General features: G+C 64.6%; 14 protein-coding genes. 2 read left to right on the forward strand and 12 right to left on the reverse strand.

Annotation, left to right across the window (positions count from 1 at the left end):
• Positions 1–30: 30 nt before the first annotated feature.
• From CH268_RS18800 to CH268_RS18850, 11 genes are all read right to left on the reverse strand, one after another.
• Positions 31–720, reverse strand: coding sequence for a response regulator transcription factor (locus tag CH268_RS18800; protein WP_027498361.1), 690 nt, complete (start codon positions 718–720; stop codon positions 31–33).
• Positions 717–1,889: a sensor histidine kinase gene (locus CH268_RS18805; protein ID WP_027498362.1), complete on the reverse strand. Its 1,173-nt coding sequence runs from the start codon at positions 1,887–1,889 to the stop codon at positions 717–719. Before CH268_RS18805 ends, CH268_RS18800 begins: the two co-directional genes overlap by 4 nt.
• 137 nt (positions 1,890–2,026) lie before the next feature.
• Positions 2,027–2,782 carry a phosphoglyceromutase gene (locus CH268_RS18810; RefSeq protein WP_032365206.1) on the reverse strand — a complete coding sequence of 252 codons (756 nt, stop codon included), beginning with the start codon at positions 2,780–2,782 and terminating at the stop codon, positions 2,027–2,029.
• Between the two features lie 12 nt (positions 2,783–2,794).
• Entirely contained in the window at positions 2,795–3,958 is a 1,164-nt protein-coding gene (locus CH268_RS18815; RefSeq protein ID WP_094665697.1) for a low temperature requirement protein A, read from the reverse strand.
• Between the two features lie 227 nt (positions 3,959–4,185).
• On the reverse strand, positions 4,186–4,554 hold the full coding sequence (locus CH268_RS18820; RefSeq protein WP_255182446.1) for a hypothetical protein: 369 nt from the start codon (positions 4,552–4,554) through the stop codon (positions 4,186–4,188).
• 47 nt (positions 4,555–4,601) lie between these two features.
• A complete protein-coding gene (locus CH268_RS18825) occupies positions 4,602–5,135 on the reverse strand; it encodes a DUF3558 domain-containing protein (RefSeq protein WP_141215167.1) in 534 nt (177 codons plus the stop codon).
• Between the two features lie 165 nt (positions 5,136–5,300).
• Positions 5,301–6,500 (reverse strand): lipase family protein, encoded by a 1,200-nt coding sequence (locus tag CH268_RS18830; RefSeq protein ID WP_441346988.1) that lies wholly within the window; start codon positions 6,498–6,500, stop codon positions 5,301–5,303.
• 34 nt (positions 6,501–6,534) lie between these two features.
• Complete coding sequence (locus tag CH268_RS18835; RefSeq protein WP_094665537.1) at positions 6,535–8,286, reverse strand: CocE/NonD family hydrolase; 1,752 nt, start codon at positions 8,284–8,286, stop codon at positions 6,535–6,537.
• Entirely contained in the window at positions 8,283–9,491 is a 1,209-nt protein-coding gene (locus tag CH268_RS18840; RefSeq protein ID WP_094665699.1) for a lipase family protein, read from the reverse strand. The genes CH268_RS18835 and CH268_RS18840 overlap by 4 nt, the downstream gene beginning before the upstream one ends.
• Positions 9,492–9,582: 91 nt before the next feature.
• On the reverse strand, positions 9,583–11,025 hold the full coding sequence (locus CH268_RS18845; protein ID WP_094665539.1) for an MFS transporter: 1,443 nt from the start codon (positions 11,023–11,025) through the stop codon (positions 9,583–9,585).
• Positions 11,022–12,476, reverse strand: a complete 1,455-nt coding sequence (locus CH268_RS18850; RefSeq protein WP_094665541.1) for a condensation domain-containing protein — start codon at positions 12,474–12,476, stop codon at positions 11,022–11,024. Before CH268_RS18850 ends, CH268_RS18845 begins: the two co-directional genes overlap by 4 nt.
• Before the next feature lie 260 nt (positions 12,477–12,736).
• Between CH268_RS18850 and CH268_RS18855 the strand changes: the two genes are divergently transcribed.
• Together CH268_RS18855 and CH268_RS18860 are read left to right on the forward strand one after the other, a co-directional pair.
• Positions 12,737–13,759, forward strand: a complete 1,023-nt coding sequence (locus tag CH268_RS18855) for an alpha/beta hydrolase (protein ID WP_094665543.1) — start codon at positions 12,737–12,739, stop codon at positions 13,757–13,759.
• Between the two features lie 36 nt (positions 13,760–13,795).
• Positions 13,796–14,761, forward strand: coding sequence for a glucosyl-3-phosphoglycerate synthase (locus CH268_RS18860; RefSeq protein ID WP_094652021.1), 966 nt, complete (start codon positions 13,796–13,798; stop codon positions 14,759–14,761).
• 176 nt (positions 14,762–14,937) lie between these two features.
• Here the strand turns inward: CH268_RS18860 and CH268_RS18865 are convergent, their stop codons facing one another.
• Positions 14,938–16,527 (reverse strand): AMP-binding protein, encoded by a 1,590-nt coding sequence (locus tag CH268_RS18865; protein ID WP_094665545.1) that lies wholly within the window; start codon positions 16,525–16,527, stop codon positions 14,938–14,940.
• Between the last annotated feature and the right edge of the window lie 45 nt (positions 16,528–16,572).

The raw sequence follows: 16,572 nt of genomic DNA on the forward strand, positions 1-16,572 counted from the left end.
CTACGATTTTCCACTCACATGCCGCAGGCTCTACCCCTCGAGCTTGTAGCCCAGACCGCGCACGGTGACGAGATGCTCCGGCTTGGCCGGGTCGGTCTCGATTTTCGACCGCAGTCGTTTGACGTGCACGTCGAGAGTCTTCGTGTCGCCCACGTAGTCCGCACCCCACACTCGGTCGATCAACTGGCCCCTGGTCAGGACCCGGCCGGAGTTGCGCAGCAGGTATTCGAGCAGGTCGAACTCCTTGAGCGGCAACGTGATCTGATCGGATCCGACCATCACCACATGCCGTTCGACGTCCATCCGCACCGGCCCGGCTTCGAGCACTCCGGTGTCGGTGCCGCCGTCGACCTCGGCGTCACTGCCGCGGCGCAGTACGGCGCGGATACGAGCGATCAGTTCGCGGGCCGAATACGGCTTGGTGACGTAGTCGTCGGCACCGAGTTCGAGCCCGACGACCTTGTCGATCTCACTGTCACGCGCGGTCACCATGATCACGGGAACGCCTGAGCGCGAACGCAATTGCTTGCACACGTCGGTGCCGCTCATTCCGGGAAGCATCAGGTCGAGCAGCACGATGTCCGCGCCGGCACGATCGAATTCGGCCAGTGCCGACGGTCCGTCGCCGACGACGGTGGCCTCGAACCCCTCTTTGCGGAGCAGGAAGGCCAGTGGATCGGCCAACGACTCTTCGTCTTCCACGATCAGAACGTTGGTCACTGATTCTCTCTTTCTGTAACCGCGGCGTCGTCTTCTTCTTCGAAGTACGCGGGGATCTGGAGGGTGAAGGTGGATCCGGTGCCCAGCTTGCTCCACAGCGAGATGCTGCCGTTGTGGTTGGCTGCGACGTGTTTGGCGATGGCAAGGCCCAGGCCCGTGCCGCCGGTGGCCCGCGACCGAGCTTTGTCGACGCGGAAGAATCTCTCGAAGACGCGTTCCTGGTCCGCCTTGGCGATACCGATTCCTCGGTCGGTGACGGCGAACGCGACGTTCGATCCGCGCAGTGCCCTACTGACCGAGACGGGTGAACCGTCGGAGGAGTACGCGATCGCGTTCTGGATGAGGTTGGCCAGGGCCGTCACCAGGAGCGCCTGGTCGCCGAGTACTTCGAGCCCGCTCGGGTGGTCGGTGGTGACGGAGATGCCCGCGTTCTCGGCAGCGAGTTTGGACCGGTCCATCGCCTCGTTGACGACGGTGTCGACGTCGACCACTTCCAGGTCGGGCAGTTTCTCGGCCCCCTGCAGACGCGACAGTGCGATCAGCTCGGTCACCATGTTGCCCAGGCGTTTGGATTCGGCGACGACCTTGCCGCCGAAGTGCCGGACGGAGTCCGGGTCGTCCGCGGATTCGAGCAGCGCCTCGGCCAGCAGGCTCATCGCACCGACCGGCGTCTTCAGTTCATGACTGACGTTGGCCACGAAGTCGCGACGCGTGGCCTCCATCCGTACCTGCTCGGAATCGTCGTCGGCGAAGAGAACGACGAACCGTCGGTCCTCTTTGCTGAGCAGTCTCGCGACGCACCGGACGGCGATCTTGTCGCGGCCGGGCCGGGGGGCCTTGGCACTGAGATCGACTTCGACGGGATTGCCGTCGGACAGCACTTTCGTCGCCGCGGCCCACGCCCGCTCGTCGATGGAACGGTTACGCACCAGGCCGAGCTCCTCGGCCCGAGGATTCGACAACACGACGTCGTGAAATTGATCGACGACGGCGATACCGCTCTCCGACGCCAGCACGATCAGGTCCAGGACCTGCGACATCGTCAATCCGGAGGTGGCGCGGCGACGCTCCGAGTGTCGAGTGTTGAGGTACGGGATCAGAACACCGCCGACGAGGTATCCCACGAAGGCCGCGGCGATTGCCAGTAGTACGGCCGATGCAACACTCACACCGGAATCGTACGTTCGATGGACGGCTCACATACGCAGGGTGCAGGCATTTCCCTGGTCGTCATAGCCCTCGTCGGCAGTGTTCTTCGTTCGTTCACCTGCAGTTTCGACAAACTGCCGGTTTGTGCGTGGCGGAGTTACTTACCGCCCTGGTTTGCCACGGCAGCCGCACCCGCAGCCGCTGCTTCCGGATCCAGGTAGGTGCCACCCGGATTGGTCGGCTTCAGCTTGCCGTCGACCTCGGTGAGGTCGTACTGCAGTGGGATGCCGGTGGGGATGTTCAATTCGGCGATGTCCGCGTCGGAGATCTCGTCGAGGTACTTCACGAGTGCACGCAGCGAGTTGCCGTGTGCGGCGACGAGCACGTTCTTGCCGGCCTTCAGATCGGCGACGATCGTCTCCTCGAAGTACGGGATGAGCCGTTCGACGACGTCGGCGAGGCATTCGGTCAGCGGAACGCTGTCCAGGTCGGCGTAACGGGGATCGGCATCCTGGCTGAACTCGCTGCCGACCTCGATGGCGGGCGGCGGCGTGTCGTAGCTACGACGCCACAGCATGAACTGCTCGTTGCCGTACTTGTCCTTGGTCTCGGCCTTGTTCAAGCCCTGCAGTGCGCCGTAGTGCCGCTCGTTCAGACGCCAATCGCGCACGACGGGGATCCAATGCCGCTCGGCCGCGTCGAGCGCGAGGTTCGCGGTGCTGATCGCGCGGCGCAGCAGCGAGGTGTACAGCAGGTCGGGCAGTACGCCCGCCTCGGCGAGGAGCTGGCCGGCGCGCTTGCCCTCGGCCTCGCCCTTCTCGGTCAGTCGCACGTCGACCCAGCCGGTGAACTGGTTGGACGCGTTCCATTCGCTCTCGCCGTGACGAAGCAGAATCAGGGTTCCGATACTCATGTGGTCAGTTTCTCATGCGGGACGCTGGGGAGTGGAGCCTGCGGAACGACCTAACGCTGGGGGTCGTGGCCCGCGTGCGACGAGCACGCCGACGACGACGATCATGACGACCGCGGTGAGGGTGATCGGGATGGGGATGACGGGGTCGAACAACACGAGCACGGCACCGACCGGAACCGCGATGTTGACGACGCGATCCGCGTGGGCGCGGATGGCGATCAGCCACACTCCGAGGACGAATATCGCAATCGGAACCGTGACGGTGAACGACGCGGCGACGTCGCCGAGCTTGCTGTGTTCGGTGAGCACATCGATCTCGACCTCGATGCCGGCCGAGAACGCGCCCGCCGCGGCGAAGATGAAGTAGTGCGTGTAGCCGTAGATCAGCGAGTTGCCGAACTTTCCGATGGCCCGGTGATGCGGCGGCCAGAAGTAGATCCACCACAGACTCGCGGTGACGACGAGGGTGAGGACGGAAATCGAGATCAACGGTGCCAGAGCCGTCTCGTCGTGCAGCGCTTCGATGATGGCGTTGGCCGATGCGAGCAGGCTCTCGCCGAGCAGTATCAGCGTGAACAGCCCGTAGCGTTCGGTGATGTGGTGCGGGTGCCATGGCGTCGACCCGCTGCGTTCGGCGATCAGTGGAACCGCCATTTCCGCGGCTGCCAGGACGAAGAACAAGACGATGGCGGCTGTGCCGTCGAACAGCACCAGCCAGAGAATCCACAGAACTTGAACGCCCGCAATGCCTGTCGCGTATGTCAGTGCGGTCTTCTTGTAGTCACCGGTCCGAGACGCTCGAACCCATTGCGTCACCATCGCCACGCGCATCACGACGTAGCCGAGCACTACGACCGCAAAATTCTTGTCCACGAACGCCGATTCGACTCCGGCGGCGAGCACCAGCACGCCGGCCATCTGTACGACGGTCAGCGTTCGATAGAGCCAGTCGTCGGTATCGAAGGAGGTGGCGAACCACGTGAAGTTCATCCACGCCCACCAGATCGCGAAGAACACGAGGGCGTAACTGAGCAGACCGTCGGCGACGTGGTTCTCGGTGAGCGCGTGATGGAGTTGCACCGCCGCGATACTGACGGCCACGACGAAGACGAGGTCGAAGAACAATTCGAGTGGACTCGCCGCGCGATGCGGTTCGTTCGGATCGCGCGGACGCATCTGTACCAGCCGGGCCGTGGAAAGATTCACGAAGGCAGAGTAAGGCATCCGATTCGCGAATGTTGTCGTGATTGCGTTGCCGTAGTTGCCTTTACGGACATTTCGGGCAGGGTCGACGGTATGGCGTTGGCATGTACGGAACCTCCCACCCTTTGTGACGACCGCGCGCCGGGGTTCCCCGCATAGCGGGGGTGCGAGGTCCGGAGAAAGGGTGTGAGGTTGCGGGACTACTCCCCCAGCGCCGCTCCGATCTCGCCGACCCGAGCTCCCACGCTCTGATCAACCTCTTCGGTGTCGACGAAATAGCGACGAAACACCGAGCGCATCAATTCGACGACCTCGATGTGTTGCCTGATCGCAACAGCCGCCGACCGTTCCTCACCATCGGCCAGTCGCTTGAACTTTGCACCCAACATCTGAGCTGACGGAAGGGTGCCGAACGCGCGGGTATCGACTAGCCACTTCGTCTTCTCCAGCATCTTTTCGAGGTGCAAAACGTACTCCGCGCAGACTCTGTCGCATTGAAACGCGACGCCCTCTGGAATTTGCAGCTGACCCGACTCAGCATTCGATGCAAACTCCTGCCACCTCAGCATTGCGACGCCGAGTTCATTCGACTCTGACCCCACTGTGCCCCCCCCCCCTATCGGCTCGACGGCGGCAACGATGAGCGAAGCGCTTCTCCAACGCGCCCGATCTCGACACAGGGATCGCCCTGTGGTTCGCGAGAGGCGCGCCCGTCGAGAATGAAGTAGACAATCCCCCCAGCCACTTCGTAAGCGAGACCGCAACTGACTTCTTCGTAGTTCGCAGTTCGCCGGAACTGAACAGCTCCGGAGCTATCGACCACGGCAAACTCGTCGAACTGGTCATTCGTCTTCAAGTACGCGAGATCGTGGTCGGACGAGAACACTCCGAGGAAATACCAAGAACCCGGGTCGGGGTCTCTCCAAGAGCAAATCTTCCAATCGAGGGATATCGGGGCGTCTCCGAACAAGTTCGAGCTTTTGCTCCCCACATCCAATCCCGCGGCCTCGACGGCATTGTCCGGGATGGTGCATGGATCCCAGGGCTCGGTGGCGATCGGCGCAACGCTGGTCGACGTCGGCAACGCAGCATTCGGTGCACTCGGCGTCGACTCACCACATCCGGCGACCAGCATCATCAGTCCGACCACACCCGTCACCCAGCGCCCTGTTGCTCTCACAACTGGTTGGACGCGGCGAGCACCCTCTCGGTTCCCCGGCAACCTCACACCCTTACTACCGACTGCGCGCCCCCACTCTCAGGAGCAAGGGCGCGCAGTCGACAAATACGGTGTGAGGTCACCACCGAGCGGACATCAGCCGCAGTTCGACGGTGCCGGCTCTCCTCGGAATCGTGCGTCCACGTAGGCGTAGGCCTCGGGTAGTCCGACTATCGATCCGCTGAAGTGCTCGGCGAGTGGATACGCCCGGAACTGCACGGTTGCCCCGGCTGCGCAGTAGCGGTCGACCGTCTCCTTCACCGGCGCGTAGGGGGTGATGAAGTCGTTGATGCCGTGCCAGATGTACACCGGGGCCGTGGGGACGCCTTCGTAGTCGACGAGACTGTTCTTCTTCAGTACCGCCTGCGCAGAGGGCAGGGACGCGATGTCGACGTTCGACAGATCTCTCGCGCTCTTGAACGCTCCGCCGATGATGATGGGGCGCCTGCATTCGTTGCTCACGCGATCTCGCAGGGCCAGGCCCGCTGCATTCAGGTTCTCCGAGACGGGGAATTCGGTCGGGTATTCACGTTCGAGTCCCAGTGATGCCGCGAGTGCCATTCCGAAGGCGGGGTGCGGAATCGCGCTGTAGCCCAGGTTCTGTGCGATCAATCCCAGGTCGGCCGGGGTTCCACCGTGCACACTGGCCACGATGTTCAGCTCCGGCGCGTAGGTGGGTGCCATGGCACCGGCCCACGAGGTCGCCAGTGCGCCTCCAGAGTAACCCAACAGTGCAACGGGACTGTCCTTCAGCGGCAACTGCTCGAAGTTCTGCACTGCCCGCACGCCGTCGAGCGTCAGACGACCTTCGTACTCCGCGGCTCCGTAGGCTCCGGTCGGGCCGAGGTAATCCGGCACCGCAACCGCCCAACCGCGGGCGACCATACCGACGTACAGGCTCGGCGCTTCACCGATCTCGTATGTGAAAAGACCATGCGACGGTGCACATTTGACGCCCAGGGCATTGATGACGGCTTGATAGGACACCAGTGGGGTTCCCGCGCCCTTGCCTCGCGGCATCAGCACGGTCGTCACCGCGGCGACGGGTGCACCTGCGGAGTTGGTGGACCGATACTTGAGTTGCCAGATGTCGGTGTTGGGGTACATCCAGGCGTCGGCCCGTCGGCTGGCCAGGATGTCGCCCGGCGCGTGATCGGCGATGTCGGCCGGTGCCGCGTAGAAGACGTCCGGATCCGGGGCCGTCGGCGCGGGAGCCGCCGAAGCTGTTGTGCCCACTGCGAACAGGGACGCGCAGAGTGCCACCAGGATGGACCCCAGGGTAAAGAATTTTCGGATCACAGCGAGCCTTTCGGGTGAGCAAAATCGAAGATCACGGGACTACGGGAAGAGAGAACTGGTTGATCGGATCCGTCGAGGACACGGTGACGTCCGCTGGACCCGGCCCACCTGCAAAGGACGGATCCGACGCGGTGATCTCGACGGCGACGCGATGACCGCGGTCGAATCGATGGACGATGCTGGGCAGCGAGATGGTCACCGGTTCACCGGATCCGGTGAGTACGGCGGGTGCGAGAAGTCCGTGAATCGGGCTCCGCGCACCGTCGGGTGCTACGTCGAGCACGGTGACGAAGACGGTCGCGGGACCGGACACCGTGGGACCGATGGACAGTTCCGGTGCGCCGACGACGTCGATGGGTTCGGTCAGTGGCGGCGTCGTCCAGTTCGCGGCAGAGCCGGGTAGCGAGACCCGCGGCACGGGCAACTCGGCCGCGAGATTCGGCAGTCCGAACGTGGTGGGCATCGGCGCACCTGCACCCCGAATCGTCTGCGTCCACACATCATTCGTCGAATCCCTCTCCGCCAGCGATCCATTCGACAGACGGAACGTGCGGCGAGCACCGACGGGAAATGTCTCGGATTCGACGTAGGCCGGCGACGCGACGCCGGTGTAGGGCACCCAGTCCCGGAAGTAGGTGAAAGCCGGTCCTGGGTCGACGTCACGTTCCTTGAGGTGCCGGTCGAGCCAATTGCCCACCAGTGCCGCTTCGTGCTGCGTGAACGGGTCGGGGGCCTTGATGTCGAACTCACCCGGATAACCCTTGCGATCGTTGTGTCCCCACGAGTGCCAGACCATGGACGTCTCCACTCCCCGCGCCCGCAGTGCCTCGAACGTGGCTGCGGCCTCGTCGAGACTGAACAGCGAATCTTTCTGCCCCTGCGTGAGCAACACCGGCACATCGACTCGATCGAGATAGTCCACCGGTGAGACATGACGCATCGCCGCCAGAGTTCCCGGGTCGGGTTCGCGATTGGCCGTGAAGGCGGACGCGGCGTCGCACACCCACTGGGCGTAGTTCGGGCACCCCTGTGCCCGCGCCGGATCCACGGCGTATCCGCCCGGTCCGGTCAGAACGGCACCGGCGGCCAGAAATGCCGAACCGAACACGCTCTTGACCGGCCCGACGGATCTGCGGCCGGCCCCGTCCGGTGCCAACGACCGCGCCAGATCGTTCCAGGTGATCATCGACGCGACGGTGTCCAATCGTGGATCGACCGCCGCCGTCGCCAATCCCGTTGCGCCGGCATAGGAACCGCCGAGGTACCCGACGCGCGGGTCACCCGGTGCGTCGAGGCGAACCACATCCAGCGCCGGGGCGGCCACCGTCCGTGCGGGATCGGTGAACACCCCGCTGCTCTCACCGGCGAGATAGCCGATGAGGGCCGACGCGGCCATGCCGTCGTAATCGGGGTCGGCGAAATAGATCTTGCATGTCGAGCCGCCGAAACCCAGGGCCGAGTACGTCAGTACCACGTAGCCGTGAGTGGCGAATCTGGCAGCGGCACCGGCCTGGTCGTCCTTGGATCCGCCAAAACCGTTGCTGGTCAGAATGGCTGGAGCTCGGTGGTCCGGTCCGAGCCCGACAGGAACGTACACATCTCCGAGGACGGTGCAGTGCTGATCGTGTTCGGGCCCCACTGCGACGTCGAAGTATCGAGTCTGCACCGAGAAGTCGCCGAGCGTCTGCGGTGCCAGGACCGGAAGCTCTGCTGCATATCCGGGCGCGGAAGCCGCGACCAGAGCCGTCGTCACAGCAGCGACGACGGTTACCAGTCGTCTCATCGGAGGCAGTTCGTCGGCGGTGCGACACCCCGGAACCTGTTGTCCAGGAATGTCAGTGCCGCGGGAAGACCCTCGAACGCCGCCTGGATGTGCTGCGGTGCGTGGACGACGTCGAACTGCAAGGTGGCACCACTCGCGCAGTACCGAGCAGCAGTGTCACGCAACGCACCGATCGGAATGAGCGGATCGTTGTCGCTTCCCCACAGAAGCGTGGGTGCCGTCGGCACACCGGCGTACTTGACCAGACTGTTCTCGTCGATGATCTGCTGCGCCTCGGGGCTGTCCACCAACGACGTAGTGGTCGAGACCGCCAGCGCACTCTTGAAGGCTCCGGTCGCAAGAATCACCGGCGTGCACGCATTCGACACCTGATCCTTCAACGCCAGACCGGTGGGATTGAGCTGCGCGGTGATCGGCAGGCGATCCGGGTATTCGCGTTCGAGTCCGAGGGCGGCCGCGAACGCGAGACCGAATGCCTGATGGGGCTGAAAACCCAACGCGCGAGCAATGTTGTCCAGATCCGCAGGCACACCTCCGGCTGCGGCACCCACGATGTTCAGCTCGGGTGCATAGCTGGGAGCGAGCGCCGCGGCCCACGCCGTCGCCATACCGCCGCCGGAGTAACCGGCCATACCTACCGGGCTCGCTGCCAAACCGAGTTCCGGCACGCGCTGTGCGGCGCGGACGCCGTCGAGCGTGATCTGTCCGCCCAACTTGGCTGCGCCGTAAGCGCTTTTCGGCCCGAGGTGGTCCGGTACCGCCACGGTCCATCCACGCATCAGCGCGAGGTTGAGGAATTCGCGTTCCTGCACACCGGTCGTCGGGTCGGCACCGAACAGGGACTCCGACGGTGCGCACTGCAACCCGAGCGCGTTGACGAACGGCTGATACGACAGTAGAGGCCCACCGGGTGCGCGGTTCGTCGGTGCCAGAACGGTTGTCACTGCGGCGATGGCGTCGCCTCGGGAATCGGACGACCGGTACTGGAGCTGCCAGATGTCGGCACCGGGATACAGGGGGCTCGAAAACCGCCGACTGGCAACGACATCGCCGTTGTTCTTCCCGTTCAGGTCCGCAGCCGCCGCATACAACGTGCCGGGTAGCGGGGCCGGATCACCGGGCGCGGCCGACGCATGGGGAGCAGATACGAACAACAGCGACATCAACCCGACGACGAGTGTCGAGGTCACGAAGGTGCGAAACATGGTGTAACTCTTCTCGATTTCGATCGTCCCGAACTCCTGGTCCGGGTGAGATATTGACGGATACTGTTGCGGAACAATCACTTAGAAATATTCACGGCACACCCTGGGAAACCATCGACGAGCTGCGTTCGATGACGCCGCGGGGCAGCGGGGCCGCGACTGTGGTGGCCACCACCATGGTCGCGGCCAGCCCGAACAACACCGTCCGCTGAGACGCCAGATAGTCCGCGGCAACCGGCTCCGCAGGAAGCAGACCGAAGTACAGGGCCCCGGTCACCGCGGTTCCCACAGCCGATCCCACTTGTTGGACGGTCGGCAGAATTCCCGAGGCCGAGCCGATGGCGTGCGGGGCCACCCCCGCGACGATGGTGCTCTGCAACGGCGCGATCACCGACCCGAGACCCGCGCCGAGTACCCCGAGCGGCACGACCGCCCACCAGGGAAAGCCGGCACGGTCCAGGTATTCTGTGGTGACGCCGAGAACGAGCAGAGCCAGTCCCATAGCGGCCGCGCCGGCCGCAACGACGCGAGAATCCCAGTGGTGGAACGAGATCGGCGCGGCCACGGAAGCGAGCACTGCCCCGAGCGCGAAGGGAACAGTGATCGCTCCCACCGTCGACGCGCTCTCACCCAATCCGGATTGCAGTGTCACCGACATCGTCAGAACGAACCCGGTGAAGGTCCCGTACACGAGAGCCGATACGGCGCATCCCACGGAGAATCCTCGCTCACCGAAGACGCCGATGTTCACCATGACGTGTGCTCCTGCAGCACGTCGGCGACGCTCCCACATCGCGAACCCGGCCAGTGTCGTCAGACCGAGCGCAACCGCGGGCAACGCTGCGGCGACACTCGAGCTGATCATGACGGGACAGACGATCAGCAGGGCCGCGATCGACCACAGGACGGCACCGACCGGGTCGAACCGCCCGCCGTGTCCGGCCGGGACCTGCTCGGTACCCGGTGCCACGAACCTACGGCCGAGAACGATCGCCGCCGCCGCGATCGGGACGTTGATCAGAAACAGTGCTCGCCAACCGGCTCCGAGGATGTCGAGGTGCAGCAGCGCTGCGCCGATGGACGGCCCGGCGAGTCCGGCCAGCCCCGCGGTGCCACCGTACAGCGCGAACGCGGTGGTGCGCCGGGTGCCGGAGTAGGCCGCTGTCACGATCGCCACCGTCTGGGCCGACATCGCCGCTCCCGCGAGCCCTTGCAGCACGCGAGCGAGGACGAGCAGTTCGACGGTGGGCGCATACGCGCAGAGCACCGACGTCACGGCGAACAGTGCAGTGCCGGTGACGAATACCGTTCTGCGCCCGAACACCTCGCCTGCGCGCGCCATCGAAAGCAGCGCGCAGGCGAAGGCGAGCAGATACGCCGTCGGGATCCAGACCTGCTGGGTGCCCGACGCGTCGAGGTCACGCGCGATCGTCGGCAACGCCACGGTGACGGCGGTGACGTCGATCATCTGCATCGTGACGGCCAGCAGACAGGCACCCAGCGTCAGCCACGACCCGCGGCGAGGGAGCGTCATACCCTGCTGACGTCCGGAAGCTCGTGGGCCAACACGTGAGCCTCGGGTGGCTGTGGGATGTAGTCGCCCTTGTCGACCACGGCGGCGTAGATTTCGGAAATCTTGGAGAAGTACAGGTCGATCGAACGATCGGCCTCGTCGGTGCCCGGGTACAGGAACTCGACGCCGGTGTGGTCCTCGAAGCGGTTGATCCACATGAAGACTTCCTCGGAACTGCCGCGGTTGCCGTACAGACCCGCTCCCGCCGCATCCAATTCGGCTTCGCCCGGCAACTTGCGAACGTCGACGTACGAGATCATCGGCGCGGTCCATCCCGGCTGCGTCGTGATTCCGTGTTCCGGCAAGGCCAGCTCGAGCACCCGGTGGTACGAGGTGTTCGCCAGCAACTTTCCCGAGTCGAATGCCGCCTGTGCGAGCACTGCGAGGGTACGGAACGTCGGCTGCTCACCGAGGTCGAATTGCACAGGAATCAGGCTCGAATACCACCCGATCGACGCGAATTCGCCCGGGGTCGCCCGCGTGCTCTTGGGCGTCAGACCGAGGTAGCTGCCCCGGCCGGCGAGCTCGTACTCCGCCAGAGCTGCGGCGGCGAAGATTCCGCCGATGAACTTGACTCCCACGGCTGCACACGCCTCGTCGACTGCCTGCGCGGTGGCACCGTCGAACAACGGGAACGAACTGTGCGAGGTCCGCGTGTAGTCGGCGCTGTTGCGTCCCAACGGAAGTGGGAACGTCGGCAGATCTCCCCCGTTGTCGGTGACCAAGTCGATCCAGGTCCGAACCGCAGGGCTCTCGAGAGTCGTCGCGTCGCTCTCGAGGCGTTCGCGCTGGCAGTACTCGAGGTAGCTGCCCGGGGTGAACAGGCCGTCGGACTCGCCCGTCACCGCGTTGCGATAGAGCTGGCGCAGTTCGTAGTAGGTCAGGGCCTGCGAGATGCCGTCGGTGTCGAGGTGATCGACCGCCGCGTACACCACGAAGTGATCGTCGTGTTCGATCGTTCCGAACGAGAAGCAGTCCCAGCTCTCGGGGCCGGGCGTGCTGTCCTGCACGTGACTCCGAATGGCCTCGGCGTCCGCAGGCGTTCCGAAATCGGTCGCTTCGAGCGCGATGTCGGCGACGTCGACGAGGTGGCGCGTCGAACCCTCGGCCGTCGTCGAGAACCAGCTACGGAACGAATCGTGTCGGGTGACGAACGTGTTGAATGCTCGTCCCATCGCGGTGCGGTCCAGTGTGCCTTCGATCTTGAACGTCACCAGGCACAGCCGGGAGAATCGGAACGACGATCCCCGGTTGCGGTAGGCGGCTTCGAGATACGCCTGCTGGATGTGCGAGGGCGGTGCCGGGTGAACGGGCGCAGCCGCGGCAGCAGCTCGTGAGGCGACGGTGGGTGACCACGTGGTGAGCGGTCCTGGAGCGGGCTTCCACTCGTCGATGAGTCCGAATGCGACCACGACACAACCTTTCGAAGGAGACAGAGCGATTCGACGCGGCGAGGTGCGTCGGAGGGGCCAGTGCATCACCCGGGCAGAGGCCGAGAAACCCCGTCGACGAGCATTTTGGAAAATTGACAACGATTCACGGGATATCTGTGTCAGAACTGAAGGATCGTCAACATTGTTGTCGACACCAGTGATTCGCATTACCGTCCAAAGGCACATCGCGCTCGCCGGAGGTTTGTCGTGCGCGGCTCCCACAATGTCAGGAACCGTTGATGCCCAGTCGATTTCGCCTCGGTCAGGCGGCCTTGTCGGCTCTGAGTGTGCTCGCTACCGTCGTCGTTCTCCTATCGATCACGACGGGGTCGGCTTCCGCCGACACCGTCTCGTCGGTGGTCGGCGTCGAGGGAGTTGCCGACCGACGAGACATCGTGTGGGTGCATTCGGCAGCCATGGACCGCGATATCCAGCTCGACGTATTTCGGTCGGCGCAGACCGGTTCACCCACGCTCTATCTACTCAACGGAGCGGCGGGCGGTGACGGGGGAAGCAGCTGGTTCGACCAGACCGACATCGCCGGCTTCTTCGGAGACAAGAACGTCAACGTGGTGGTTCCGCGGGGCGGCGCTGCGAGCTATTACACCGACTGGTTGCACGACGATCCGGTACTGGGCCGAAACATGTGGTCCACCTTCCTCGGTCGCGAACTTCCTCCCGTGATGGATGCTCTGCTCGACGGCAACGGGGCCAATGCGGTCGCCGGTATATCGATGGCAGGCACGTCCGTTCTGCAGTTGGCCATCGCCCATCCCCCGGTGTATCGATCCGTCGCCGCGTTCAGTGGATGCGCACGCACCAGCGACCCGGTGGGTGCCATGTACGTCAGGTCCGTCGTCGAGGCCCGCGGCGGTGGGTCGACCGCCAACATGTGGGGACCACAGGGCAGCGCCGACTGGATTGCCAACGACCCCTACGTCAATGCCGAGGGGCTGCGCGGCATGGCCGTTTACATCTCGTCCGGAACGGGAGCGCCCGGTGCGTTCGACGTGCCGGGCGGCCCCGGTATCGGCAGCGATTACGGCAAGCTCGCCCAACAACTCGCCGTCGGCGCAGTGATCGAAGCGACGACCGATGTGTGCTCGCAACAGATGCAGAAACGGTTGCAGGAGTTGAACATCGAGGCCACCTACAACTTCCGACCCAACGGGACCCATTCCTGGGCCTACTGGCAACAGGATCTGCACGATTCGTGGTCGGTGATCGCACCGTCGTTGGGGCTGCCGACCGGCCCGTCCTGAGCCGTGCACTCCTCGAGCGATGACAAAGGAAAAGCGATGAACCGAACCGACGTTGCGGGCACTCCGGCTCTGGCTGCCACCTGGGCCCGCTCTCCGTGGCCACTGGCAGACATCATCCGGGCCAAACGTGGCCGGACCGTCTCGGTCGTGCTGCCCGCTCTCGACGAGGAAGACACCGTCGCCGGCGTCATCGCCTCGATGACTCCCCATCTGGGCAGCCTGATCGACGAGCTGGTGGTGCTGGATTCGGGATCGACCGACCGCACCGCGGCGCGGGCCCGCTGCGCCGGTGCCACCGTCGTCTCCAGGGAGGACGCACTACCCGGCACACCCGTGGTTCGCGGCAAGGGTGAAGCGCTGTGGCGCGGAGTGGCCGCCACCTCGGGCGACCTCGTGGTGTTCGTCGACTCCGATCTGGTCGATCCCGGTTCGCACTTCGTTCCCTCCCTCGTCGGTCCACTGGTCATGTCCGACGACGTCGAGTTGGTCAAAGGCTTCTACCGTCGACCGCTGACGATCGGTGACACCACCGACGAGGACGGCGGCGGCCGCGTCACGCAGCTGACGGTACGACCGCTGCTGACGGCGCTTCGGCCCGAACTCGCCGGCGTCTTCCAACCGTTGGGCGGGGAATACGCCGCGACTCGTCGCCTCCTGGAAGCACTTCCGTTCGCCCCCGGCTACGGAGTCGAGATCGGTGTTCTGCTCGATACGTGCGACCGGTTGGGTATCGGCGCGATCGGCCAGGTCGGACTGGGAACCCGACGGCATCGAAATCGGCCGACGTCGGAGTTGGCTGTCATGAGTCGGCAGATCATCGCCACGATGTTCTCGCGCCTGGGTCTGAGCGATTCCGGAGCCGGGTTCACCACGTTCTCCACCACCGGAACTCAGCTCTCGATGAGCGTGGCACCGTTGTCTCTCGTCGACCGTCCCCCACTGACCACCCTGGACGAATACAACCGCCTCACCCGATGCCCGGCGATGAGTGCACCCGGCTGATTCGAGCGCGGTTCCACGACAACCTCACACCCCTGCTACCGACTGAGCGCCCATGTTTGCGCCCGAGGAGGGTCGCGCGGTCGAGAAAAGGGGTGTGCACTATCGAAACGTATGCGCCACAACACAACACCCCGCCCCACTGAGTGTGGGACGGGGTGTTGTCGTGGAACGGAGTATTACTTTCCGGCTTCCGCGGCCCGCAGATCCTTACGAAGAATCTTGCCGGCCGCAGACTTCGGCACGATGTCGATGAACTCGACGCGTCGAACCTTCTTGTGCGGGGAGACGCGCTCGGCGACGAACGCGATGATGCCCTCTTCGTCGATCGTGGCACCCTGCTGGCGGACGACGAACGCCTTGGGGATTTCCTCGCCCTCGTTGTCGAGAACACCGATGACGGCCGCGTCGGCGATTTCCTCGTGCGTGAGCAGCAGCGCCTCGAGCTCCGCCGGGGGCACCTGGTAGCCCTTGTACTTGATCAGTTCCTTGAGGCGGTCGACGATGTAGACGACGCCCTCGTGGTCGGCGACGGCGATGTCGCCGGTGTGCAGGTAACCGTCGGAGTCGAGGGTCTCCGCGGTGGCGGAGGGATTGTTCAGGTATCCCGCCATCACGTTCGGCCCCTTGACCCACAGCTCGCCCGGCTTGCTCAATCCCTCTGTGGGCAGCTCGATTTCCTCGAGCGTGCCCGGGTCGACGAGCTTGTTCTCGGTGTTGGCCAACGGCTGGCCCACCGAGCTGAGCGGCATGTCGTCGCGATCGAACGGGATCGCGTGGCTGACCGGGCTGAGCTCGCTCATGCCGTAGCCCTGACGTACCCGCGTGTTCAAGCGCTTGGCGACGGCCTTACCGAGCTCCTCGTCCAACGGGGCCGCGCCGGAGAAGATGGTGTGCACGCTCGAGAGGTCGTACTGATCGATCATCGGGTGCTTGGCGAGCGCGACGGCCACCGGCGGGGCGATGAACAGGTAGGTCAGCTTCTGGTCCTGGATGATGCGCAGGAACTCGACGAGGTCGAACTTCGGCATCGTGACCAGGTGCGCGCGCAACTTGAGGGCGATGTTGAGCAGCACCGTCAGTCCGTAGATGTGGAAGAACGGCAGCAGCGCCAGGATCGCGTCGTTGCTGTCGATGCCCACGCGCGGTTCCATCTGGGCCACGTTGGCGACGAGGTTGCGGTGCGTGAGGATGACGCCCTTGGGCACACCCGTCGTGCCGGACGAGTACGGCAGCACGGCAACGTGCGTCGCCGGATCGAACGAGACCTCGGGAGCAGGCGCGCCCTGGGTGAGCAGGTCCCGCAGACTCGGGTGGCCTTCGGCGCCGTCGAGCACGATCACGTGATCGGCGTCGATACCCACCTTCTCCGCGGCGGCCTTGGCCTGCGGGTACAGCGGGGAGACGGTGAACAGGAACTTCGCGCCCGAGCCGGTGAGCTGCTTGGCGATGTCCTCGGCGGTGTAGAGCGCATTGATCGTCGTCGCAGTTCCGCCGGCACGCAGAATGCCGTGCAGCACCGAAGCGAATGCTGGGACGTTCGGCGAATGCAGTCCGACGACGTCGCCGACCTCGAGCCCACGGGCAGCGAGCGCCCCGGCGATCGCGTCGACCTGGCCGATCAGGCTCTTGTAGGTGGTGACGTCACCCGACGTGCCGTCGATGAGCGCAGGCTTGTCCAGATCGGTCTCGGCGATGGACCCGAACAGGAAGTCGTAGACGCTCAGATTCGGGATCTCGACGTCGGGAAAGGGACTGCGGAAGCTCATGGCTCTCCTTCGAAAAACTGCGGCAACAATGATCGAACCTTACAG

The organism is Rhodococcus sp. 06-1460-1B (genome assembly GCF_002258475.1).
Classification (GTDB): Bacteria; Actinomycetota; Actinomycetes; order Mycobacteriales; family Mycobacteriaceae; genus Rhodococcoides; species Rhodococcoides fascians.